Origin of the sequence: Aliikangiella marina (genome assembly GCF_007004765.1) — a bacterium.
Classification (GTDB): Bacteria; Pseudomonadota; Gammaproteobacteria; order Enterobacterales; family Kangiellaceae; genus Aliikangiella; species Aliikangiella marina.
Map to the genome: position 1 here is coordinate 1,470,302 of NZ_VIKR01000001.1, position 25,328 is coordinate 1,495,629.

General features: G+C 42.2%; 19 protein-coding genes and 1 tRNA gene. 8 read left to right on the top strand and 12 right to left on the bottom strand.

Going from position 1 to position 25,328, the window contains the following annotated elements:
* The first annotated feature begins 128 nt into the window (after positions 1–128).
* Together FLL45_RS05825 and lpxL are read left to right on the top strand one after the other, a co-directional pair.
* The gene (locus FLL45_RS05825) at positions 129–1,325 is read left to right on the top strand and encodes a serine hydrolase domain-containing protein (protein ID WP_185964344.1); all 1,197 of its coding nucleotides are present in this window, start codon (positions 129–131) and stop codon (positions 1,323–1,325) included.
* Positions 1,326–1,330: 5 nt separating this feature from the next.
* The gene (lpxL, locus tag FLL45_RS05830) at positions 1,331–2,245 is read left to right on the top strand and encodes an LpxL/LpxP family Kdo(2)-lipid IV(A) lauroyl/palmitoleoyl acyltransferase (protein ID WP_142941033.1); all 915 of its coding nucleotides are present in this window, start codon (positions 1,331–1,333) and stop codon (positions 2,243–2,245) included.
* Between the two features lie 154 nt (positions 2,246–2,399).
* Here lpxL and FLL45_RS05835 read toward each other — a convergent pair whose 3' ends face one another.
* The 4 genes from FLL45_RS05835 to gltX all read right to left on the bottom strand — a co-directional run bounded on the left by FLL45_RS05835 (position 2,400) and on the right by gltX (position 6,300).
* Positions 2,400–2,759 carry an MmcQ/YjbR family DNA-binding protein gene (locus tag FLL45_RS05835; RefSeq protein WP_142941034.1) on the bottom strand — a complete coding sequence of 120 codons (360 nt, stop codon included), beginning with the start codon at positions 2,757–2,759 and terminating at the stop codon, positions 2,400–2,402.
* A 31-nt stretch (positions 2,760–2,790) separates the two neighbouring features.
* A complete protein-coding gene (gene astE / locus FLL45_RS05840; protein ID WP_185964345.1) occupies positions 2,791–3,807 on the bottom strand; it encodes a succinylglutamate desuccinylase in 1,017 nt (338 codons plus the stop codon).
* A 135-nt stretch (positions 3,808–3,942) separates the two neighbouring features.
* Positions 3,943–4,755, bottom strand: a complete 813-nt coding sequence (locus FLL45_RS05845) for a M23 family metallopeptidase (protein ID WP_142941036.1) — start codon at positions 4,753–4,755, stop codon at positions 3,943–3,945.
* Positions 4,756–4,881: 126 nt separating this feature from the next.
* The gene (gene gltX / locus FLL45_RS05850) at positions 4,882–6,300 is read right to left on the bottom strand and encodes a glutamate--tRNA ligase (protein ID WP_142941037.1); all 1,419 of its coding nucleotides are present in this window, start codon (positions 6,298–6,300) and stop codon (positions 4,882–4,884) included.
* A gap of 144 nt (positions 6,301–6,444) precedes the next feature.
* On the opposite strand from gltX, the gene FLL45_RS05855 reads away from it, so the two are divergent.
* From FLL45_RS05855 to FLL45_RS05880, 6 genes are all read left to right on the top strand, one after another.
* Positions 6,445–6,520, top strand: a tRNA-Val gene (locus tag FLL45_RS05855).
* 331 nt (positions 6,521–6,851) lie between these two features.
* A complete protein-coding gene (locus FLL45_RS05860) occupies positions 6,852–8,234 on the top strand; it encodes an FAD-binding oxidoreductase (protein WP_142941038.1) in 1,383 nt (460 codons plus the stop codon).
* Positions 8,234–8,983: a ZIP family transporter gene (locus FLL45_RS05865; protein WP_142941039.1), complete on the top strand. Its 750-nt coding sequence runs from the start codon at positions 8,234–8,236 to the stop codon at positions 8,981–8,983. The genes FLL45_RS05860 and FLL45_RS05865 overlap by 1 nt, the downstream gene beginning before the upstream one ends.
* Before the next feature lie 154 nt (positions 8,984–9,137).
* Positions 9,138–10,436, top strand: a complete 1,299-nt coding sequence (locus tag FLL45_RS05870; protein WP_185964346.1) for a sensor histidine kinase — start codon at positions 9,138–9,140, stop codon at positions 10,434–10,436.
* A gap of 4 nt (positions 10,437–10,440) precedes the next feature.
* Complete coding sequence (locus tag FLL45_RS05875) at positions 10,441–11,802, top strand: sigma-54-dependent transcriptional regulator (RefSeq protein WP_142941041.1); 1,362 nt, start codon at positions 10,441–10,443, stop codon at positions 11,800–11,802.
* Positions 11,803–11,971: 169 nt separating this feature from the next.
* Positions 11,972–12,619 carry a hypothetical protein gene (locus tag FLL45_RS05880; protein WP_142941042.1) on the top strand — a complete coding sequence of 216 codons (648 nt, stop codon included), beginning with the start codon at positions 11,972–11,974 and terminating at the stop codon, positions 12,617–12,619.
* Positions 12,620–12,696: 77 nt separating this feature from the next.
* On the opposite strand, the gene ggt is transcribed toward FLL45_RS05880, so the two are convergent.
* The 8 genes from ggt to acnB form a co-directional block, all read right to left on the bottom strand.
* A complete protein-coding gene (gene ggt / locus FLL45_RS05885) occupies positions 12,697–14,448 on the bottom strand; it encodes a gamma-glutamyltransferase (RefSeq protein WP_142941043.1) in 1,752 nt (583 codons plus the stop codon).
* 18 nt (positions 14,449–14,466) lie between these two features.
* Positions 14,467–17,718 carry a ligand-binding sensor domain-containing protein gene (locus FLL45_RS05890; RefSeq protein WP_142941044.1) on the bottom strand — a complete coding sequence of 1,084 codons (3,252 nt, stop codon included), beginning with the start codon at positions 17,716–17,718 and terminating at the stop codon, positions 14,467–14,469.
* 45 nt (positions 17,719–17,763) lie between these two features.
* Positions 17,764–18,321 carry a lysophospholipid acyltransferase family protein gene (locus FLL45_RS05895; protein WP_246075765.1) on the bottom strand — a complete coding sequence of 186 codons (558 nt, stop codon included), beginning with the start codon at positions 18,319–18,321 and terminating at the stop codon, positions 17,764–17,766.
* Entirely contained in the window at positions 18,321–19,865 is a 1,545-nt protein-coding gene (gene purF / locus FLL45_RS05900) for an amidophosphoribosyltransferase (protein ID WP_142941045.1), read from the bottom strand. Before purF ends, FLL45_RS05895 begins: the two co-directional genes overlap by 1 nt.
* A gap of 23 nt (positions 19,866–19,888) precedes the next feature.
* Entirely contained in the window at positions 19,889–20,401 is a 513-nt protein-coding gene (locus FLL45_RS05905; RefSeq protein WP_142941046.1) for a CvpA family protein, read from the bottom strand.
* Between the two features lie 181 nt (positions 20,402–20,582).
* Positions 20,583–21,254 carry an SPOR domain-containing protein gene (locus FLL45_RS05910; RefSeq protein WP_142941047.1) on the bottom strand — a complete coding sequence of 224 codons (672 nt, stop codon included), beginning with the start codon at positions 21,252–21,254 and terminating at the stop codon, positions 20,583–20,585.
* Between the two features lie 15 nt (positions 21,255–21,269).
* Positions 21,270–22,499 carry a bifunctional folylpolyglutamate synthase/dihydrofolate synthase gene (locus FLL45_RS05915; RefSeq protein ID WP_142941048.1) on the bottom strand — a complete coding sequence of 410 codons (1,230 nt, stop codon included), beginning with the start codon at positions 22,497–22,499 and terminating at the stop codon, positions 21,270–21,272.
* A 103-nt stretch (positions 22,500–22,602) separates the two neighbouring features.
* Entirely contained in the window at positions 22,603–25,188 is a 2,586-nt protein-coding gene (gene acnB, locus FLL45_RS05920) for a bifunctional aconitate hydratase 2/2-methylisocitrate dehydratase (protein WP_142941049.1), read from the bottom strand.
* Positions 25,189–25,328: the final 140 nt, after the last annotated feature.

The following is a 25,328-nucleotide window of genomic DNA, read 5'->3' on the forward strand; positions in this document are numbered from 1 at the left end:
CCTCTGCCTATCGGCTATATAAACTATTAGCTGAAATGATTTAACGGATGACGATGTAAAAAAAGCTTCTTATAATCAATAGTGATTAATCTATTGGAATGTTTTTATCGAAAGGTGTCGACGCTCTGATGAAAAAAATAATACTTAAATCTGTCGCGGTGTTTATGGCCGTCGTGGTGGGCGCTGGATTGCTGTACCACAATGAGTTATACCGATTGTACAAAGTCGTATACTTATTCGAGGAATCCAACATCGTCGATAACTTTCAAAATATGACGGAGTTTTTTCCTTATTCTACCATCGATAAGGGCAATGCGAAGCACCAATTTGAGATCTCTCCAAAACCATTGATCAAATCAGTGAAATTCCAAGGCGAAGATTTTGACATTGAAACCCTCCTACAGTCGACTAATACTACCGGATTTATTGTCATTAAAGATGAAAAAATCATCCATGAATATTATGCATTAGGCAACACTATAGACGGTTTAAATATTTCTTGGTCGCTTAACAAATCCTTTGTATCAGCCTTGATCGGCATTGCACTCGAAGAAGGCTTAATTGCAAGTGTTGAAGATCCAATAACCCTGTATGTCGAACAATTAAAAGGTAGCGGATACGACGGTGTTTCGATTAAAAATATTTTGCAAATGAGTTCAGGTGTTGTTTTTAATGAAGATTACGTCGATTTTAATTCTGACATTAACCGTATGGGCAGAGTCATCGCACTTGGTTCCTCGATTAATGAATTTGCTGCGACGCTACAGGCAGGTAAACCCGCCGGTCAGTACCACCATTATGTCAGCATGGATACCCAAGTTTTAGGAATCCTCTTGAAACAAGTTACCGGTAAAACCCCTTCAGAATATCTTGAAGAAAAAATATGGAGCAAGCTTGGTATGCGCTCAAATGCTCGTTGGTTGATTGATGATATGGGCATGGAACTGGTATTTGGAACGCTCAATGCCACCTTAAGAGACTATGCCCGATTTGGTCAGTTATATCTCAACCAAGGCAATTGGCAAGGACAACAAATCATCCCTGAAAACTGGGTTAAAGACTCTATAACCCCAGATGCTGCCCACTTAATGCCTGGTGATAATGAAAAGTCGTCGAGTCGCTTCGGGTATGGTTATCAATGGTGGTTACCGCCCGAACATGAGGGTGATTTCTTAGGCCGCGGTGTTTATGGACAGTACATATATGTCAACCCTGAAAAAAACGTTGTTATAGCAAGAACGGCTGCAAATCCGCACTGGCGCGCTGGTGATAAAACCAGCCAGGTCATGGTTAAAATGTTTCAAGAAATCGCTAGGAGCTTATAGCCTATATGAAACAGACTTTAAGCTATTTTATCGTTCGACCTAAATACTGGTTTGGGTTAATTGGGTTTGCTATTTCTTGGTTAATCGCAAGACTTCCCAGAGCGATGCAAAGAGGCATAGCTCGCGCGCTTGGGTTTGTTATGCTAAAAGTATCTGGTCGACATAAAAAAATCGTTGATAGAAATTTAACACTTTGTTTTCCAGAGAAAACCGCCGAAGAACGCGAAACAATCATCAAAGAAAACGCTTATCTAACAGGTTATGGCGTTGTCGAAACCTCAGCGTGCTGGTTCTCTGACCTTTCCAGTTATTTAAAAGATACCAAGGTCCATGGGATTGACAACTTACACGCTGCTTTGGATAAAGGAAAAGGCGTAATTTTACTGAGTTTTCACACCACTGGACTCGAAATTGGTGCCCAGCTCCTCAGCCATCAAGAGCGAATCTCCGGCATGTACAAACCGGATAAAAATCCACTCATCGAATATATGATGACCAAGGGACGTTTGCGTCATGTGAATCAATTAGTTCAGCAACAAGATGTTCGGTCTATGCTTAAGGTATTAAAGAATAATGGCATCGTGTGGTATGCCGCAGACCAAGATTATGGCCCTAAGCGTTCTGCCGTTTTTGCACCGTTTTTTGGAATTCCAGCAGCCTGTATTACAGCAACAACCAAGTTTGCCAAAATGACCGGGGCTGCGGTAATACCCTTTACCCAAACACGAACGAATAAAGCACGAAATTATGAGCTTACCGTATATCCTGCACTGAAAAACTTTCCAGGGGAAAGCGAACTCGCTGATGCTACCCGGATTAATCAAATTTTAGAAGATATATTGCGCGCAAACCCAGCTGATTATTTTTGGGTTCACAAACGCTTTAAGACGCGACCCAACAATGAAGAAAGCCTCTATTAAACAATTTCGCTTAAAAACAATCTGACCAGCATTGCTTTTCACTTTCACAAAATCACAATGGTTTGTGTTAAGACTTAAACCTGCTTGTTAACCTGTGTATTGACCATAAGTTTTAGACTATGTCTGGCATTTTGTTTTGCTCAGTTTGTTTTGCTCAGTTTGTTTCGGTCAGGTTGTTTCGAATTTTTTTAGGTAAGCTCGCGACGATTAGGTCATAAGAGTTGTCAATCATCCGCATTACTTCGCCATCGGGTACATCGCCTTCCATTATGACTGTATTCCAGTGCACTTTATTCATATGATAGCCCGGTATGACGTTCTCAAATACATCTCTTAACGCTAGTGCTTCATCAGGATCACATTTTAAATTGATACTTAATGGATTATTGGCTTCGGCAATAATGCCGAACATTTTATTACCAACTTTATAAACCCTGACTTCAGGCCCGAAAGGATAGCTGGCAGACGCACCCAGTTTATTTTGGAAGTAATCGCAAAGCTGACGGTGGTCCATATAATGTTCTTAACCCAAAGCTATAGCGACATTAATCGGGATTGACTTCAGTGACCATAATAGCGACTCTTTGGCCTACGGGAACATTGATATTGGGAAAAACCACCGACTCTCGCTCAAACGCAACCCGATAATTATAGTCGAAGTCTTCCGCAATTAAATACCCTTGCGGGTAAGCAGTAAAATTCTCGACATCATCAGGAACGTAGAACTTAAACTCGTCACTATTTTTCATAATCTCGGCAACAACTTTATATTCAATCAGGCTATCTGCATTGTGTTCTACAATCGAAGAACTTTGAACGAGATCGTCGAGCGTTTGAATTGCCGCTGAGAAATCCTCTGGGTTATTTTCGCCAAAAGGCTTTACCTTCCCAAGCTCTAATGTGTAAGCCTCAGCGTTAAATTTCTGTACTGAAAACGCAGAAAAAGTTGTCGACGGTTTGTTGTGTTGTAAAACGGCTTCGATACCTAACGCCAACAGTAACCTTTTGGATTGTGGAGAAATTGCAGATTGATGATAGGGTCTAATCGCAAAAGTTTTGTGGAAAGATGGCTTTATCGCGGTATGTAAGTCAAGATGAATTTTCGTCAGTTGGCTGTTTTCTTCAAAAAATCTTGAAACTAATTCTTCAAGCTTTTTCGCCCGTTCAATCTCATATTTAGAATCTTCGTTTAATTCATAATTAGCATATGCACCGGCGAATAAACGATTCATATTTAATGATACAAAGCGTTGTGAAGTTTGCATTGATTCCGGATTACCAAGAATATATAAAAGCTCACAATGAGGTTCGATTGCACCAGTAACGATTCGACTAATTTGATTCGAAATAATTTCAATCGGCGCCGTCTCATTACCATGAACGCCACATGAGAGCACTAATGCGGTCCCTTTCGCTTTAGCGGGTCGAACTTGCAACACACCACTATCAAGCATGCGCAGCGCTACTTGGTTTGGTAGCTCAACCCAGTTTTCAAATTCTGGATTGTGCGGCTTTTTCGAAAGCTCGATAAATCCACTGTTGACTTCAAGAAAACTTAACACTACATCACCTATTGCTAAATCAGCCTAATGTTCAAAACATTTACCCTTCAATTATCGAGGGCGACTGATTAAAATTTGATTACACTCGCTTGATCATTTTATGACTATCTTTCATCGAACGATGCGAGTGATGAATTACTTAATATCAACTAACAACGCTGGATCCAAACGAGTCTGAAACCAATTGAGTCGCCAATCTAAATGGGGGCCAGTTGCCCGTCCTGTTGCACCGATAGTTGCCACTCTCTGGCCTTGTTTAACGGTCTCGCCCACCTTAACATCAATCGAATTTAAATGGATATAAGTAGAACTTATACCTCGCCCGTGATCGATTATCAGGGTTCCACCAGAAAAAAACATGTCTTTGTGCGCTAACGTCACGACGCCGCTAGCGGCAGCAACAACCGGCGTACCTGTCGCATTCGCAACGTCTAAACCATAATGCGGCCTTCTTGGTTCGCCATTTAGAATTCTTTGACTGCCGTAGACGCCGGAGATACGCCCTTCTGCCGGCATTACAAACGGCTCTCTAAAATGATTGAGTTTAGAAACTAGGTTTCTTGCGGCTCTAACTTGTTTTGATTCCTCAGCAATGCGTTTAAGGACTGCAGGCGCTCTTGGTGTCACTTTACTCGGCGGGAGACCATCAACTCGTTCGATTTTCCACTCACGTTGGGCAATCGCGATTGGAAACTTTTCGATTTGTTGCTCAGAAGTAACGGTGAGCTCTATTTTAGAAGGAGCCTCTCTGCCTACACCAAATACAAAATAACCTTGCTCATCGACTTCAATTGGCGTGGCGCCGAGTGACAGATCACCTTCACCTATGAGCTTACCAATTATCATGCTACCTTGTTGCGGATTAGGAGTAACAATTTCAATGCTTTGCGCCCAAGCCTTAGTTGTTAACAGGCTGATGGCCAAGGCCAGTATTACTCTTTGTAGCATAATTTTTGAGACCTCAATTAAGTGTTTGTGTTTAGCCAGATGATTTAAGCCAATTTTGGGTTGTAAACGCATCGACCTTGTTGTGAAAATACAATAAGGCCAGCGGCTTGATCACATGCTTTTAGTTTATCCCTGTGCGACTCTTTCGGCAATAAAATTCAATGCCTGATCAATTCTTGCCAGAGTTCTTTCGCGACCTATCCACTCTAGGGTTATGTCCAGACTTGGTGACATTCCTGCGCCAGTCACTGCGACGCGAAGCGGCATACCAACTTTCCCCATACCGACTTCTAATTCTTCAGCAGTTTGATTAATCGCATCATGAATCGCTTCGGGTTTCCATTCATCAAGAGAAGAAAGCTTTTCCTTAACTCGCCGCAATGGCTCTTCAGCGACACCGCGCAAGTGCTTTTTAGCAGCCTTTTCTTCGAAACTATCAAAATCACAGTAATACGGGCGAACAGCGTTCGCGAGTTCGGTCAAAGTTTGTGCTCTTTCAGCAAACTCCGGTATCAATCGTGAAATATCAGGGCCGTTAGTCAGATCAATGCCTAGAGTATCAAGATGCCATTGTAAGTGAGGCAAAACCTCATCGACCGGTAATGATTTGATATATTGCTGATTCAACCAATTCAGTTTTTGGGTATTAAACGCCGATGCCGCTTTATTGATATTGTTCACATCAAACAGTTCAATCATTTCCGCCACGCTAAAGACTTCCTGGTCACCATGCGACCAGCCCAATCTAACCAAATAATTAAGCACGGCTTGTGGTAAATAGCCATCATCACGATATTGCATTACACTCACTGCCCCATGACGTTTTGACAGTTTTTTACCATCATCGCCTAGGATCATCGGCACATGCCCATATTCAGGAATGGACGCACCGAGGGCATCAAAAATATTAATTTGTCTCGGCGTATTATTAATATGATCATCGCCGCGAATAACTTGGGTAATGCCCATGTCCATGTCATCGACGACCACGGTAAAGTTATAAGTTGGAGAACCGTCGGTCCGGGCTATGATCAAGTCATCTAATTCGCTATTGGCAATAGTAATCTCACCTTTGACGACATCCTTAAAGGTCACGGCACCCTCTTGAGGATTTTTAAAGCGAATGACATGATCTTGAGTCAAGTCGACATCGTCTTTAGCTAAATTTCTACAGCGACCATCGTATCGAGGCTTCTGTTTATTCGCCATCTGCTCTTCACGCATGGTATCAAGACGCTCTTTGCTGCAAAAACACGGATACGCCTTACCCTCATCAACTAACTGCGCAATAACCGCTTTATAGCGGTCAAAGCGTTTTGTTTGATAGAAAGGTCCTTCATCCCAGTCAAGCTCAAGCCATTTCATGCCATCAAGAATAGCCTCTACAGCTTCAGGCGTTGAGCGCTCGAGATCCGTATCTTCGATTCGCAGTACGAACTTTCCATTATTAGCTTTGGCATGCAGCCAGGAATATAAAGCAGTTCTGGCGCCACCAACATGTAAATAACCTGTCGGAGATGGCGCAAAACGAGTTTTAACTGTCATTGGGAATCACTTAAAAATAGGGGTTAGATTTGAGGCGTAAGTTTACCAAATTGCACACTTAAAAAAATAATTAATTTAATTGTTGACGTGTAATTCTTTTGTCACTAGAATGCGCCCCAGATTCGACGACGAGTCAACTGACATGGGCGCTTAGCTCAGTTGGGAGAGCATCGCCCTTACAAGGCGAGGGTCGCTGGTTCGAGCCCAGCAGCGCCCACCATGTCACATTTTTTTCTCTCACATTAGCCGTTCTGGCACCGACCTCAATACTCTGATTAAACCGCTAAAATTAATACGTTTATTAATCGACGACAAACAATGCGTTAACTGTCTATGAGCATACAAATTGACTATCAGTTGTTGAGCAATTCAGTCACCAAACATGCAAAACTCAATGGCCAAAAATATTTTGTCTTATCTTGAGTCCCGCTCATATCAAATGCTTATAGAAAAAGGCTTGAAAGCCACAACAAAACACTTCTCCTAGTAACCTGGACACAGTAAAATACCCTGCTCTTCAATAACTTGATTTATCAACTTGAAAACTAGCTATGAGTGACTTGATTCGACAACTTAAAGACATTATCGGCGATAATTACGTCTTAACAGACAAATCTGATCTGGACAACTATGGCCAAGATTGGAGTCGACTCTATCAACCTGACCCGATAGTTGCGGTTCGACCTGGTTCAAACCAAGAAGTCGCAGAGATTGTTAAACTGTGTCAAGCAAACAAAGTATCAATCGTCCCATCAGGTGGGCGAACAGGACTTAGCGGCGGCGCGGTCGCGACAAATCAAGAATTGGTCTTGTCATTAGACCGACTAAATCAGATAGCCAATTTTAACCCAGTCGATCGCACAGTCGAGTGCGGGGCAGGCGTAATCACACAACAGCTGCAAGACTTTGCCAGTGAAAATGGTCTCTTCTACCCCGTTGATTTTGCCTCTGCAGGTTCAAGCCAGATCGGCGGTAACATCGCTACCAATGCCGGTGGAATTAAGGTACTCAAATATGGGCTCACACGTGACTGGGTTGCAGGATTAACAGTCGTGACTAGCGAAGGAGAAATCCTTGAGCTTAATCATGCACTCGTAAAAAATGCGACCGGCTATGATTTACGCCACTTAATGATCGGCAGTGAAGGTACGCTAGGTATCATAACCCAGGCGACAATGCGTTTAGCTAACCCGCCGCAAGAACCCACTGTGATGCTACTCGCTGTTAGCGACCTACCCAGCGTGTCTCATTTGTTGGAGCATTTTCAGAGCAATATTGATTTAATGGCATTCGAATTCTTTTCGCAACAAGCGCTCGAAAAAGTCATGGCACACCGAGAATTAAAAACGCCATTTGCAGACAGCGCTGAATTTTATGTATTGGTTGAATTTGAATGTCCGGGTGAAGCCGAAATGGAAAAAGCGTTTGCGGCGTTTGAATCGGCTGCTGAAAATGGTTGGTTAGTAGACGGGATTATTAGTCAAAGCAATCAGCAAGCGGAGGAATTATGGCAATATCGTGAAGGAATTTCCGAATCAATTGCGCATTATCCGCCCTATAAAAATGACATCGCAGTAAAACCATCGCTTGTTGGTGAATTCTTGCAACAAGTTGACTCGTTTGTAACGACAAACTACCCTGCTTTTGAAAACATCTGGTTTGGACACATCGGTGACGGCAACCTTCACCTGAATATTCTCAAGCCGGAAAACATGGACGTAGAAACATTTAAAGAGACTTGCGCCAAGGCAAACCCTGAAATTTTTTCGATTTTAAAAGGATTTAATGGAAGTATTTCAGCCGAGCACGGTGTCGGATTGCTGAAAAAAGATTATCTAAACTACTCGCGAAGCGATACTGAAATAGCCTTGATGAAGGCAGTTAAAAAAGTTTTTGATCCAAACAACATTTTAAACCCAGGTAAGCTTCTCTAATGCTGGCACTAATTGCGTGTATTTTCGCGCTCTTTGTCGGGCCGCTAGTTTATCAAACTTTCGGGCCACTGCGTCGTACTGACAAAATTGTATCGGGGATCGTCTTAGTAGTGGTTGTCGGTACGATCTTATTTGAGATCATCCCGCAGAGTTACCAAGCAATCAGTGTTTTTGCGGTGTTGTTGTGCTTAATTGGCTTTGTCGGTCCAACGGTTGTCGAAAAATCGTTTCGCAAAGCCGCTGATACTACTCACAAGTTGACCATCTTATTAGGAATCATCGGTCTGCTTTTGCATGCCTTTATTGATGGGATGGCTATCCAAGCGTCAGAGACACCTGAGCTTAATAGTCTTGCGATCGCCATAATTCTTCACCGACTTCCAATTGGTTTAACAATATGGTGGCTTTTAAAGCCATTACTTGGAGAGCGTTATGCGCTTGTTACCCTCATTTTAATGGGACTCACCACTTTTCTCGGCTATCTATCGAGTCAAGCACTGGATATGATACATAACAGCATGGCGCTTGCTGCCACGCAGGCCTTTATCGCGGGTTCGCTGCTCCATGTAGTCATTCATAAACCACATTCTGATGGCTGCATGCACACCTCTCCCGAACATGACCACCATCATCAACCAACCGGTAATGTTAATCAGTCGAAGCAAGGCGTAATCAAGAATCAATGGGAACTCATTGGTTTTGCACTAGGCGGATTGCTTTTCGCTATGATGTACTTTTATCATCATTGATATTTCGCTCTCGATCGATTTCGACCGCTAACCTCTTAGCCTTCGCGGATTGCTGATTAAGCACGCTTGCCATATCATTAGCAATAACATTTTTACTTCAATAATATTGGCATGATGTCTGCTTATTTGAAGCTTTACCCTAATGGATTATGCAATGTCGTTTCGTCAACTTAGTTTAATTTTTATTACCGCATTGTTATCAAGCATTATGCTCCTTCAATGGTGGTCAATAACCTCGTTTAGCCAAGATATTTCTAAGAAGGTTGGTGAGTCAGCCTTTGAAGTCAGTCGAACGACCGCTAAAACTTTAATCTTTGAACAGCCTAAGGTTGAAGTCGTTTCATATTCCATCGGCAACCAAGTCGTTGAACTCGATACAGCGGTGATGCGTCAGGCGGTATCAAGCATCAAACAAGATGTTTTCATTCAGCTCATTGATGAACAAAAGGATGATCATTTAATACTCACCGCTGATCAGCAGCAATGGCAAATACCTATACCTAGAACGGGTATAGACGAATCATTAGAGAAGTTTTCACAAAAGGTGTTGTATTCGACGCTAAGTTTTTTAGTCCTCGGCATAGTTTTATCTTTTTTCTTCACATCAAAACTGGCGATGCCACTAAAATCACTGCAAGTCGCAGCTCACCAAATCGGCGAAGGTGAATTTGGTACTCAAATAAAAGATGAATCCCGTTGGAACAGTAAAGAAATCACCCTGACACTCAATTCCTTTAATCAAATGTCGAAAAAGATCGTAGAACTTCAACAACAAAACGAGACGTTAAAAAACAGAGAACACTTGTATGAAATAACCGAAATTTCAAAAGGACTTGCGCACACCATTCGCAATCCATTAAACACACTCAACCTCGCGATAGACGAACTCTCTGAATCGCAGCAAGAAGACAAAAAACATGAGTTCACCGTAATCGCTAAAAACCAAATTAAACGCATCGATGGTTGGGTTAAATCACTGATGGATTTGATGACAAGCAAAGACGAGCTGCTTACCCAGGTTTGTCCTTTAAACATCGTTCAGTCTGTTGTTGATGACTTCAAACTGGCTGACACTAAAGGACTAACATTTGAAATCATCGATAACAACACGCAAGGGCAGATTAAAGGCGTAGAGAGTGAATTAAAAGGATTAATTCATAGCCTCATTGCTAACGCGGTTGAAGCTTCTCCTAACAAAGAAACAATTCAACTAACTTTAAGTCAGTCGAATGATAGCTATGAACTTCAAGTAAGAGATCATGGCAGTGGATTTTCTGAAAAAATTCTTAGTAACCTTTTCACACCACACAACACCAATAAAACATACGGTGCGGGCATGGGCTTATATTTGGCACATAGAATTAGTAAATATAAATATCAAGGCGACCTCACCGTAGCGAATCAAAAACCACAAGGAAGCTTAGTAACATTAACTTTCCAGGATAGAGGATAAACACTTGAATAACAGTAGTATAAACCTATTGCTAGTTGAAGATGAAGCAGAACAAAGACTGTTAATTCGAACCGCTTTAGAGTCGGTAGGCTATCAAGTTGACGATGTTGATTCAGCTGAAGCAGCGCAAAAACAACTCGCTCAAAATAACTACAACATCATCGTTTCTGACTGGAAATTACCAGGTTTATCCGGCGAAGATTTACTTGAATATGTTAAACAACACTCGCCACAGAGTGGTTTTATTTTGATCACCGCGCATAGCGATGCTTCACATGCGATAGGAATAATTCGTGCGGGAGCGGATGACTACCTCGCCAAGCCATTTGAAAAGCAAAGTTTACTCTTTGCAATCAATAAACTGCTGTACACGCAATCGATTGAAGCTGAAAATAATCTACTAAAGAACGAGACAAAACATCGCCAGAAGCTCTTGGAAATGATCGGCCATTCGGCAGCGATGAATAAGCTATATCAGCGTATAGAAAAAGCGGCTCCAACGTCGGCCACTGTAATGATTACTGGAGAAAGTGGAACCGGTAAAGAACTCGCCGCGAGAGCTATTCATCAGCTGTCTAACAGAAAAGATGGTGTATTTCTCCCCGTCAATTGCGCAGCTATCCCGGAGAGTCTTGCCGAAGCAGAATTATTTGGCGCAGAAAAAGGTGCGTATACGGGTTCTAGTAAAACAAGAATAGGAAAATTTGAAGCTGCTAATCATGGTACAATTTTTCTCGATGAAATTGGCGAGTTACCATTAATCCTACAAAGTAAACTACTCCGCTTTTTGCAGGAAGGAACAATTACTAGAGTTGGCTCTAACGACGAGATCAAATTAAATGTTCGAGTGGTCACGGCAACCAATCGCGATCTCGAAGAAGAGGTGGCGAAGCAAGCTTTTCGTGAAGATCTTTACTATCGACTCAATGTAATTCCGGTAACTATCCCACCACTAAGACATCGACAAGATGATTTAGTCCCGCTCATCAATCACTTTATTGAACTGTTTTCTCAACAACACAATGTAACGCCTAAAAAACTTTCCGCGGCAGCTTTCAAAGCCCTATTGGCCTATGCTTGGCCAGGGAATGTTAGGCAACTTAGAAATGTTATCGAAAGATTAGTGTTACTCTCAATGGATACTGTGATTCAGCTGCAAGATGTTGAAGACTTAGAACTAAATTCACCTAAAGATATCGATACGTTTTCCCTGCCTGCAAACGGTATCGATTGGGAAAGTCATGAGAAAGATTGTTTGTTACAAGCGTTAAGTCATTGTAATAATAACCGGACACAAGCAGCTAAACTTTTAAACCTCGGATATAAAGCCTTTCTCTACCGCTTGGAGAAACATGGAATTAAATAATTGCCGAAATCAGTACCCATTTCCCCATATGAGGAAATTACCTGTGATGCGGCAGGCTAAATTACCCGATATACAAGGATTCACCAATTAAAAATGTGGCACGATAATTGATAACTTTATATTGAAACCGTTAATCAATATATTTCAATCATATTTTAGGAGCTTTTCAATGATGAAAAAATTAAAAGACACCCTCTTTGCATTTGCAGTTGGTACCTTTGCAATGTCGAGTTTGGTTATCAGCGCATCCGATCAAGAACCAAAGATGGTGATGATTCAAGTGAATAAATCAAACGACGAAAATGCAGTAGTCGACTTAGAAATCGACGGTAACGTCGAAGCGTTTGATTTACCGGAATTGCAAGTTGGAGAGTCTAAATCTATCACGACTCAATCCGGGAATAATGTTTTGGTCACCAAGACGGAAGAAGGTTTAACCGTTGATGTCGATGGCAAGACGATTAAACTCCCCTCCTTTAGCGGTAATCTTGGTGCTAGAATTCATGGCTCATCGGCAATCCATCAAATCCACAAAGATACTGTGCAAATTTCTGGCGTTAAGTTAGATGAGACTCAAAAACAAATTATCAAAGACGCTTTTAAAGCTGCCGGTATTGAGAAAGAACTCTCATTTAATGAACATAGTATCCAATTGGTCAACGTTACTGATGGCTTTCAATTTGTGACTGGTGACAAAGAATTTGAATGGCATTCAAATGGCGATTCGAATATAGAAGTGATTGTAGAAGGCGATGGAAGCGAAAACGTTGAAAAAATCATAAAAAAGCATATTAAAGTTAAGAAAAAAGAAGACTAGTCAGTGCTTTTATAGTTAGCAATACAAAGCCCGAGATTCTCGGGCTTTTTTTTTATATTTTTATTGGATGCTTAACTTTATTTCTCTTCGACTTTATTGGTTCCTTTAGCCGAAGCTCCAGGACGTCTAGTATCGGCGAAGCCCATAAATACACCACCCTGAAACTCAATTGAATGTGAGCTTCCCCAAGGTCTTCTGAACTGGACATTATGCCCCATCTCTTGCAGTAACTTTGCGCTATCTTTTGGAAAGCCTTTTTCGACCGAGAGTCTATCAGGATACCACTGGTGATGAATTCGCGGTTGAATAGTCGCTTCGGCAATATTCATATCAAAAACCATTCGATTAATTAAAAAGTTAAAAACAATCGATATAATTCGGCTACCCCCAGGACTACCAGTCGCCAGCCAAGGCTCATCGTTTTTCAAAACAACAACCGGCGTCATCGAGCTCAAAGGTCTTTTCTCTGGCGCTATAGCATTAGCGTCCCCGCCTAAGAGCCCATAACCATTTGGCGTACCAGGCTTAGCAGAGAAGTCATCCATTTCGTTATTTAACAGCATACCGACTGACGGAATACTTTTACCATTTCCAAAACTAAAATTTAAGGTATAGGTGTTGGAAACGATGTTGCCATCTTTGTCCATTACCGAGAAATGCGTAGTTTGTGGGCTTTCCGTATCAAGATATTGACCGGGCTTAATCGTATCGGTCGGAATCACCTTATCGAGCGAGATTTGTTTTGCAATTGAATCCGCATACTTTGGGTCGATGAGTTTTTTAACGGGTACTTTAACAAAATCCGGATCGCCTAAATACTCGCTTCTATCTGCATAGGCATGCTTCATCGCTTCAGTTTTGATATGCGTTGTGAAGGCACTATTCGGTCCCGCCTTATCAATCGGAAAATTTTGCATTATATTAAGCAATTGAATTAAATGTACTCCACCTGAACTCGGTGGAGGCATTGAGAATACTTCGTAATCACCGTATTGCGTTGAGACTGGCTCTCGCCACACGGCGCGATAACTGTTTAGATCATCCAACGTTATCAGACCATTGTTCGCTTTAAAGTAATCAGCAATACGTCGCGCAGTAATGCCTTCATAAAAATCGCGTCCCTTAGTTTCTGCAATAAGTTTTAACGTTTCGGCTAAACGCGGTTGTTGAAACTCATCACCAATCTTCCAGTTACTGCCATCAGCTTTGGTAAAAATTGCCTTACTGGCAGGATCGCGCGATAGATATTTTTTTCGAGCATTAAAGGATTGCGACATCGCTAAAGTCATTTGAGTTGATTGTGCTAGTTTAATGGCGGGCTCAACTAACTTGGCGAAAGGTAACTTCCCATATTTGTTATGTGCCTCAACCATACCCGCGACAGTACCGGGAACACCGGTGGAGAATATCGAGTAACGAGCTTTGCGATTATCAACATTGAGTGACTCGTCAAGAAACAAGTCTCTGTAGGCCGCCTTAGGTGCCTTTTCACGATAATCTAATGCCGACACTTCCTTTTTTTGATTATCGTAAATCATCATAAATCCACCACCGCCGATATTTCCCGCTCTCGGCAGTGTTACCGCTAAAGCAAAAGAAACAGCAATTGCAGCATCTACGGCATTACCCCCTTGCTCCAAAATTTTAACACCAACTTCCGTCGCTCTTGATTCTTGTGATACAACCATCCCTGCGGTAGCCACCTCAGGAAACATGACAGAGTTAAACTCCAAAAGCGGAAGTTCCTGAGCGTCAGTAGACGAATTTATCAATAGCCCCAATGATAGAAAGCTTGAAGTAAAAAGTTTTACAAGACGGATTTTAATCATAAATTAACTCGATTGATTTTAAACAAAGTGGCCGGTAAGCCAATTTCCCTCGATAACTAACACTAGGTCTGAATTTGCCTTTAAATTCTTAAACTCTTCTAAACGTCGATTGACATCTATTCTCAATACGCCTGACTTATCACGAGGATTTTGTTTTTTATGAAATGCGATCAGCAACTCACTGAGCGTCACTAGCAAATCTGCCTCATCTAAAATCTGCGGTAGTAGATCTAAATATGATAGGCCGATATTACTACCCACTGTTATGTCGTTAGCGACAACATATTTACTATGTACAATCCGGTTCCGGGCCTGGATCAGCCTAGTTGCTAAACTCTTATCTTTATAACTATTTGCTAAGATTAGAAACGCATCATCAGCGACCGAACAGAAATAAGTATCGGATGAAAATTGTCTTTTCAACTCCGTCGCAATCTGATTGGTGACTTCTGCTGCAGCGACATTACCAAATTTTCGTTTAATTTCATTTAAATCCGAAATATGGATCATAGCGAGTAAACTAAACTCTTTCTCTTCTTCTTTGAAACGTTTTTCAGCTAATAGATGTTTGATATTTTGAAAGCGATAGAAACCACTGACAGAATCTCTGAATTGGTAGCTATCAACCACTTGAGACGCTTCATTAAGCTTATCTGTGATTAAGGTGAGTTCATTTGCTTTTGCTTCAAGTTCGTATTTTAATTCTTCATTTTGCTTTTTAACTTCTTTCAGTCGAACACTTTCTATTTTTACCCGGTTTTCGGCCTTGGCAACTCTAGCTCGATAACTACGATTAAAGATATAGGCCAATAGTAATAGTAAACTAACGGAAATGCCCGAAGAAAAATAGAAAATATCTTCACTTTCCCATAAGCTAGAGGTCACGATCAGATCGATTCGCAAGTTATTTTTTGACCAAGGTTCATTCCCAATTCGAGACTGAATATCGATGATATATTTACCTTCGTTTAAACCGGCGAGAATAAAAGTCCTATCTTTATCTAAAAACACCCAGTCTTCGTCGAGTCCTAACAGCCGATAACGATAAGACTGGGTACCAAGCTTTCGATAAAATAAATCGGTCACTGATATTTTGAGTGTCGATTCTACTTTCTGCTTTTCAATAAGCGGCGTGCTTGTTTGATTGAGTGGATAAACATCTAATTGGCGATCACCAATTTTAACTTCACTGAGTAATAGCTTTCGCTTGGCCGGCTCATCAAGAAGAAGTCGGCTATCAACAACAGTGACACCATTAATCGAACCAAAGTAAAGCAGGCCATCACCATCTGCAAAATAGGCAGCAGTGTTAAATTCATCACTCGACAAGCCATCGCGGCGACGGAAAGACTGCATACTCTCTGCTTGCCCGGAAAATCTTACTAACCCTAAGTTTGTCGACAACCAAAGCTGTTTAAAGTTATCTTCAAGAATCCCATAAATAGTATTATTGGGTAATCCTTGCTCTTTGGTGATTCTCTCAAAATAGACTTCATCATCATCGGTTCGATTGACTTTATTTAATCCGTTGGCAGTACCAACCCACAAAATGCCTCGGCTATCTTCAAATAGCACTTGCACATCATCGTGAGAAAGTGACTGCTCATTACCTTTATGGTATTCAAAATGTCGCCAATCTTCTGTTTGTTTTGAATACCTCAACAAACCGCTGACGCCGCCAAACCACATATTTCCGTCACGAGTTTCAATGATGGTGCTAATTCGACTACTTCTATCGCGAAAACTATAAGGAACCTCTTGTTGGATATTGAGCAAACTGACTGTAATGACACTCTCCTCTACCAAATACTCTTCCACTTGGAAAAGTCCGTCACGGGTTGCGAGCCAAATGACGCCAGAATGGTCTTCATAGATCTGAAAAACAAAAGGGATAAACTCCACGGTCTCCCCTTGCAGTTTCACTTCGGCTTTTAAAAATTTTTGCGAATTAAGATCGATAACAAAGATACCTTCAAAAGTACCGACCCATAGTCGATTATTGATATCTACCATCAACGAATAAGGATATTCGAAACTATCGCTAACCGCGCTCGCTTCAGTGAAAAACGGTCGCGAGACTTCGCCCGTCATCAAATCGAGCTTAACAACGCCACCAGGATAAGTTGCTAACCAAAGATTTTCATCTTTGTCTTTCACAATACTATGAACAGTATTGGATGAGCCAAATTGAGCGACATTAGACTCAGACAGTAGCGACTTAAACCCTGATTGCTGCGGATCTAAAATATTAACACCGGCCGCGTAGGTACCAATCCAAATGAGGCCATCCCGATCGACATAGACCGACATGATATCATTTGCCGTTAAGCCTTCCCTCTCCGAAGCCGAGTAGTTATATCGTTGGAACCGATCTTCAGAATACCAATAAACGTTAAGGCCATCTGCAGTGCCGATCCAAAGGTTATTCTGCTCATCAAAATCCATCCACTGAATCCAATTAGACGACAAGGTGTCGGGATCGTCTTGCACTGAACGAAATCTCTCTAACGTTTTATCAACTAAATCATATCTGATGAGACCGTTATTAGTGCCGATCCAAAGGCTTCCTCTTTTAAATATAATGCGGCGAACTCTTTTATCAGCCAGCCAAAATCCCAGCTCTCCATCACAAAGCGAAACAATTTGCCCCGGCTCTTCGCTGACTTCAAAAATGCACGACTCAGTCGCCACCCAAAGACGATTCTCAAAACTTTCAATGGCGACAATTTCTTCGTCAATTACTTGGCCAGCTTCGTCAGTAAACGGGCCCACTTGCTGAGTTTGTGTATTTAATAAATACAAGCCATTCTCAGAGCCGATAAATAGATTTCCAGATTGCGGAATGCCAAATGAGAGAATTGCGGTTTGAAGGTCGCCTTGGGGATCTTCTATTCGGGTAAATTTTTGAGTCGTCTTGTCAAAGAAACTCACACCATTTTGGGTACCTACCCACAGCCCCTTACCTGGCGCTTCAATAATCTGATGGATATAACTGTCGTGGATTGAATCTGGATTATTATGTTCTTGTTGAAATACGCGAAAATCATAGCCATCAAAACGATTTAACCCATCCTCAGTGGCAATCCAAATATAACCGTCTTGGTCTTGGATAATTCTAGTGACAACGCTTTGCGAGAGACCTTCCTCTAGCGATAAAGATTGCACTCTAAACGCTTCTTGAAAACGGTGGTCATAAATGTTGGCAAACACAAAGCGAGTTTGCGTCAATATCAATACACTAACACTGATAGCCAACAATCTAAGTAACATTAGGTCCCTAATCGATTTGTGATATTTAGCTGAGTTAATTAATTTTTATCGAGTGAACTTTATCTTGCTAAATAACTCTGGTTTAAATCCTTTAATATCTTTATAAAATTCCTCAAGCTTTTTCGCATCTTCGTCAAGGTCCCCACAAGGTTGAATTAATGGACCAAAGCCGATGTGTTTTTTCTCTGCATCTAAAAAGGCGAGCTGAATCGGTACTTTCGCCTTCACCGCAATATAATAAAAGCCTGACTTCCAGTGGTCCTTATAACTGCGAGTACCCTCCGGCGCTAATGCAAATATGAACTCATCACTGGTTTCAAAAATTTCTACGATTGCGTCAACAAGATTTTTCGAACTGTTTCGGTTTACCGGTCGACCACCAATTTTTCTTAAAAACCATCCAACTGGACCGACAAAAATCGTATGTTTACCAATGAAATTAACCTGTAGCTTTAATGACCACTTTAGCGTAAGAAAAATAAAGAAATCCCAATTAGAAGTATGTGGTGCTGCGATGATTACATACTTCTTGAGATTCGGTTGTTCGCCAATAACAGTCCATCCGCGCCATTTTAGGATCTTACTACAAATCCATGATAGCACTAGTGGCCTCCGACATTATGAAGCTCCATAAAGGTCTCATCATTCGACTCTTTGTCATCATCAATGATTTCTACTTTTTTAGAGTTTTTAGCTAAATCATTTCTTTTGCTATCAAGCGCATTCAAATAGCTCTCATCAATATCACCTGTTACATAATTACCGTCAAAAACCGACGTATCAAAGCGCTTAATCTTTGGATTCCCTTCTCGACAAGTCTCTACTAAATCCTCTAAATCTTGATAAATTAGGCCATCTGCACCGATCAGTTTTTCCACTTCTTTATCACTGCGTCCGTGAGCAATTAATTCCGTTGCCGACGGCATATCAATCCCATAAACATTAGGATAACGAACGGCGGGTGCTGCGGAAGCAAAGTAAACCTTACTCGCCCCGGCCTCTCGAGCCATCTCAACAATTTGCTTACTGGTCGTTCCGCGGACAATTGAATCATCAACTAAGAGTACATTTTTGTCCTTGAACTCTAAATCAATAGCATTGAGTTTCTGCTTGACCGATTTTTTACGCATCTGTTGCCCCGGCATAATAAACGTACGCCCGATGTATCGGTTTTTAACAAAACCATGGCGCATTTTAAGATTGAGCTTGCTGGCTAATTCCATCGCGCTAGTGGTCGAAGTATCGGGGATTGGGATAACAACATCAATATCATGATCCGGCCATTCACGTAAAATTTTGTCGGCTAACTTTTCACCCATTCTCAAACGCGCTCGATAGACGGAGATGTCATCAATAAATGAATCCGGTCTCGCTAAATACACATGTTCAAAAATACATGGCGCTGACTCTAATACCGGCGTGCATTGACGAGTATGGAGGTTCCCCTCGGGATCAATATAGATTGCTTCACCCGGATTGACGTCTCGAACAAGCTCAAATTCCAAAGCGTCCAATGCAACACTCTCGGATGCAAACATATACTCCGCTTTACCATTGACTTCTTTTTTACCAAAAACAACGGGTCTAATCCCATAAGGATCTCGAAAACAAACCATGCCATGATCATTGATCAAAGCAACCGCGGCATAAGCACCGCGTACACGTTTGTATACTTGCTCGATTGCCGTAAAAACGTCTTTCTCGGTTAGCTTGTCCTCTGCAACTAACTGCAGTTCATGGGCAAACACATTGAGGAGAATTTCAGAATCTGAACTGGTATTAATATGCCTTCTGTCAGTTTGATATAACTCTTGCTTGAGCTCGTCTTGGTTAGTTAAGTTACCATTGTGCGCCAATACGATACCGTAGGGAGAATTTACATACAGGGGCTGAGCTTCAGCTGAACTCGCGCAGCCGGCAGTTGGATACCTTACGTGAGCGACCCCAATATTTCCTTGTAAGCGTTGCATGTGCCGAGTATGAAACACATCTTTGACAAGCCCATTAGCTTTGCGAAGGAACATCTTTCCCTCATCCAAAGTCACGATACCAGCAGCGTCCTGTCCGCGGTGTTGTAAAACAGTTAGCGCATCATACAACCCTTGATTGACTGGGGAATTTGAGTAGATGCCGACGATACCACACATAATCTATAAACCTTCTAAAAGAGTCAGGAATTGTTACCGATTGATAAGCTTGAATTAACTTCTGGAATAGAGTCTTTGAGATGATCGTAGAACCACTTGCCGATAATTTCAACATGAGGGATTAATTGTGACTGGCGCCACCAATTATCTTGTTCTACTGGTGTAAAAGTCCGCAATGTAATGATCGCCAAAGCTACCACTAATACACCTCTTAGGGCACCAAATGCCATACCCATAATTCTATCCATACCGCTTAAACCTGCTTTTTCAACCAGCCGGCCAATGACATAGTTGATTAGGCCAGAAACAGTTAGCGTTAAAAGAAAAAGAGTCGCCCAAGCGACACCAAACCTAAGACTGGGTGTTTCGATATAATCGACCAATAGAGTCGAAAAGTCTGCATAAAACCCTTTAGCGACGAAAAATGCCAGAATCCATCCTGCGAGCGACAACGCTTCCCTAACAAAACCTCGTAACAAGCTAATACCAGCGGATATTCCAATAACAATCAGAATAGCCCAGTCGATCCACTGCATATGGTCTATTTTCTTTATTGAATAGTTGGGGCGATTCTAACAAATTAATTGCAGCTACAACAGAAAAGTTATTGCCTTTAGGGATATATTCTTGGTGCTATGGGTAAAACCAATTAAAGACTCGGCTTACCCCTATGTATTAGCGACCTTTGCACGAGAGATCGCGAGATATTACAAGCGTTTAGTGCTTAATTGGATCGTAGGCAATAAGCATCGCCTTGCTTTGAGAAAGTGACGATATTGTCGCCAATTGCGCAGCGGCAGCCGACTTTTCAATGTATGGCCCCACATAAATCCGGTAAATAGCTCTGCCCTGTGCGGTTTTACCATCTCGGCGGTAAGCTTTATGCCCCGCATCCTTGAGTTTTTTGACAAGCTTCTTGGCATTGTCGAGGTTTGAAAAGCTTGCCACTTTAACCACCCAAGCTGCATCCTTGAAGTTTTTCCCAATCGTTTCCGCAGGCACTTGTGCAACATCAGTTTGCACTTGAGCGGATTTATTTTGAGCTTCAACTGGCTCGTTAGATAAAGAACTCGCTTGGTCTATGCCTTGATTCGTTGAGCGATTATTTTGAGTTGGTTCCGGTTCATCAGCTGAGCCTATAGTAGCGTCTGTCACCCTTTTTTTGCGGTTTTCTGCAGCAATTTGATCGAGCTTGCCAATGACTTCGCGATTTTTTTGAGTATCTTCTTCACTAATACGGTGTTCGACCAACTCAATCGGCTTAGGCGGTATTTCTGACTGAAACGGTTGTGACTCGGTTTTCTCTTTGAGAATGGCCGGCAAGAAGATAACGGCAAGGCCGATCAGTACAACCGCACCAACTATTCTTTGTTTAAGACTGTTTTCCACCGCTTAATTTTCAACCTACTGCTTGTGTTTCATATATTGAATCATGTTCCCAACAGTAATAAAAGAGCCAAATACTAAAATCATTTGTTCTTTACCATGAGAATTTGTAACTGATTCAAAAGCGTCGCTGACTGACTCATGGACAAATGCTTTTTGACTGTTAGACAACCTGTCATAGACAGACAGCAATTCACTCGCTGTTGCCGCTCTGGGTATTTCGAGATCGACGAAATGCCATTCTGATATTGCCGAAGCGAGATTATTAAACACCTCCGCTATGGCTTTGTCTCTCATCATTCCACAAATGGCGACTATGCCGGTGGATCGGGTTTGCGCTTTTAGAGTGGTTAGCTGACTAGCCAGGTTGGTTGCCGCTTGCGGATTATGAGCGACATCAACCACCACTGTTGGCTCTTCACAAACAACCTGGCATCGACCATTGATTACAACGCGCGGCAACACCTCCGAAACATCGACCCTAGTATTAAAGGCTAAATCAAACGCTTCTTTGCCAAGGAGAATATTTTGCGCAAGTAATTGATATGGGTTACGAGTGGTGTCATTAATAGCCGCTGACTCGACTTGAGTCGGTTGCGATATTAATCGGAAGTGAGATGTTTGATAGCTTGGCAATTGTTGCAACAATTCCAAACTGGCTTTATCACCAACTAATGTAGTCTTATTTGCCCGACTGATTCCCGCTTTTTCTCCGGCAATTTCAATAAGCGTCTCGCCGAGCCAATCAGTATGGTCCAAACCAATCGTGGTAATAACTGAAACCTCTGGTTCTACGATATTCACCGCATCTAAACGACCACCAAGCCCGACCTCTAGAACAGCTAAATCAGGCGATAAATTTCGGTTGATGACTAACGCTGCTAAAGTCGTAAACTCAAAAAATGTGAGAGCTGTATCATGACGTGCGTCTTCAATCGCTTCAAAAGCTGCCACAAGTTGCTCATCGGTAACTGGCTTGCCATTTATACGAATTCTCTCATTAAACTCAACCAGATGCGGAGAAGTATAAGTCAAGACACTTTTATGCTGAATCAACGCGATAGCCTCCAAAACAGCAACACAACTCCCTTTACCGTTGGTGCCTCCAACAAGTATTACTTTTCCATTATTCTCAAACAAATTCAATCGTTCGGCGACTTTCTTGATTCGCGCCAGTCCCAGTTCAATTTCCTCTGGATGGAAACTTTCAATGTGAGTAAGCCATTGGTTTAAATTTTTGCGATTCATAATCTTCGAAAATATTGATTGAAAAACACGGAATGATTTAATGAGACTGATGGATTAAAAAAGCACTCCGAAGAGTGCTTTTGAGGTTTCTTGTGATAATCAATTAGTCGAGTATCACTTTATTAGTCACAGGAATGGTCACTTGAGAAGCTGACTTCTTAAAGTCTTCAATCTCATGGAAATTGAGGTAACGATAGATATCCTTGGCCATGGTATCCAAATCTTTCGCGTAACTCATGTACTCTTCAACAGTCGGCAGCTTTCCGAGTATCGATGAGACTGCAGCAAGTTCAGCAGACGCTAAATATACATCAGCACCATTACCTAAACGATTTGGGAAGTTTCTCGTTGAAGTCGAAACGACTGTCGAATTAGCTGCGACTCGCGCTTGGTTACCCATACAGAGTGAACAGCCTGGCATTTCAGTTCTTGCTCCGGCGGTTGCAAAAATGTTGTAAAAGCCTTCCTGCATTAGCTGATGCTCGTCCATCTTAGTTGGCGGAGCAATCCACAAACGCGTTGGGATACTAGAAGTCTTCTCGAGTAATTTACCTGCAGCGCGGTAGTGACCAATATTAGTCATACAGCTGCCGATAAAGACTTCATCAATTTTGTCACCAGCAACTGCTGAAAGTGGCTTAATATCATCAGGATCATTAGGACACGCTAGAAGTGGTTCTTTGATATCATTCAAATCAATTTCGATCACTGCTGCATATTCTGCATCCCCGTCGGCTTCCATTAATTCAGGGTTAGCTAGCCAGTTTTCCATTTTCTCAATACGTCGACCAATCGTGCGCGCATCACCATAACCTTCACTGATCATCCATTTAAGCATGGTGATGTTTGAATTTAAGTACTCAATGATTGGTTCTTTGTCCAGCTTGATAGTACACCCTGCTGCCGAACGTTCTGCTGAAGCGTCTGACAATTCAAAAGCTTGCTCTACTTTCAATTGAGGCAACCCTTCGATCTCGAGGATACGTCCGGAGAAAATATTCTTTTTGCCCTCTTTGGCGACAGTGAGCAAACCTTCTTGAATGGCTGCATATGGAATCGCGTTAACTAAATCGCGTAGGGTCACGCCAGGCTGCATTTCACCAGAAAAACGGACTAATACAGACTCAGGCATATCAAGAGGCATGACCCCTGTAGCGGCAGCAAAGGCCACCAACCCAGAGCCCGCAGGGAACGAAATCCCGAGTGGGAATCGCGTGTGGGAGTCACCGCCGGTACCAACCGTATCGGGCAGCAACATACGATTCAACCAACTGTGAATTATCCCATCACCAGGGCGCAAGCTGACACCACCACGAGACATAATAAAATCGGGTAGCGTATGCTGAGTATCGATATCAATCGGTTTTGGATAAGCTGCGGTGTGGCAAAATGATTGCATGGTTAAATCAGCAGAGAATCCTAAGCACGCTAGGTCTTTTAATTCATCGCGGGTCATTGGTCCGGTAGTATCTTGCGAACCGACCGTTGTCATTGTGGGTTCACAGTATTGTCCTGGGCGAACACCTTCAACGCCGCAGGCTTTACCAACCATTTTTTGTGCCAAAGTGAAGCCCTTGCCAGTATTAACGACTTCCGCAGGCAGGCGGAAAAAGTCGGCAGCGTCTAGCCCTAAAAATTCCCGAGCTTTCGCCGTTAGACCACGACCGATAATCAGTGGAATTCGTCCGCCGGCTTGCACTTCATCTAATAAAACTTCAGTTTTTAATTGGAATTCAGCAACAACCTCTCCGTCTTTCTCAATTTTTCCGGCATAAGGATAGAGATCGATGACATCACCCATCTCTAGTTTAGAGACGTCAACTTCTACCGGCAATGCACCGGCATCTTCCATTGTATTAAAGAATATCGGGGCAATTTTACCGCCGAGGCAAAAGCCACCCGCACGCTTGTTAGGGATGAATGGAATATCATCACCCATGTGCCATAGAACCGAGTTTGTAGCTGATTTTCTCGATGATCCCGTTCCAACCACGTCACCCACATAAGCTACCGGATGGCCCTTCTTTTTAAGTTCTTCAATGACTTCGAGCGGATTACCGTCTAATCCTTCTCGAGGATTTTTTAACATCGCCAATGCGTGTAGCGGAATGTCTGGTCTTGACCATGCATCTTGGGCTGGCGACAAATCATCAGTATTGGTCTCGCCCGGTACCATGAAAACGGTCAAAGTGATTTTTTCTTCAAGCGGCTTTCTTGCTTTAAACCATTCAGCGTCGGCCCAACTTTGAATAACGCTTTTAGCATGCTCGTTGCCAGCTTTCGCTTTATCGGCCACATCGTGAAACGCATCAAACATGAGTAGCGTGTGCTTTAACTCGTTTGCAGCCGTCGCCGCTAACTCTTCATCATCAAGCAATTCAACCAAGGTGGAGATATTGTATCCACCTAACATAGTGCCCAAGAGATCAACCGCTTTTTGTTTATCGACAATCGGTGAACTGGCTTCGCCTTTGGCTACTGCGGTTAAAAACCCTGCTTTTACATACGCAGCTTCGTCAACACCTGCTGGAATTCTGTTGGTTAATAAGTCGAGTAAGAACTCCTCTTCTCCCGCTGGAGGGTTTTTCAACAGTTCGACCAGAGACGCTGTTTGCTCTGGTGATAGTGGCTTAGGGACAATTCCCTGCTCGGCTCTTTCTTGGACGTGATTACGGTATTCTTGTAACACTCTTGGATTCCTCATGATGTTGATATCTCGCGTTTTCAAGAGGATTAAAGTACTTCTCCTCTTAAGCAAGCGCTAAGCCTGCGAAAACTTCAGATAAAGACTAGTTCAGACGGCGCGAATTATACAGATTTTTAGCCTAT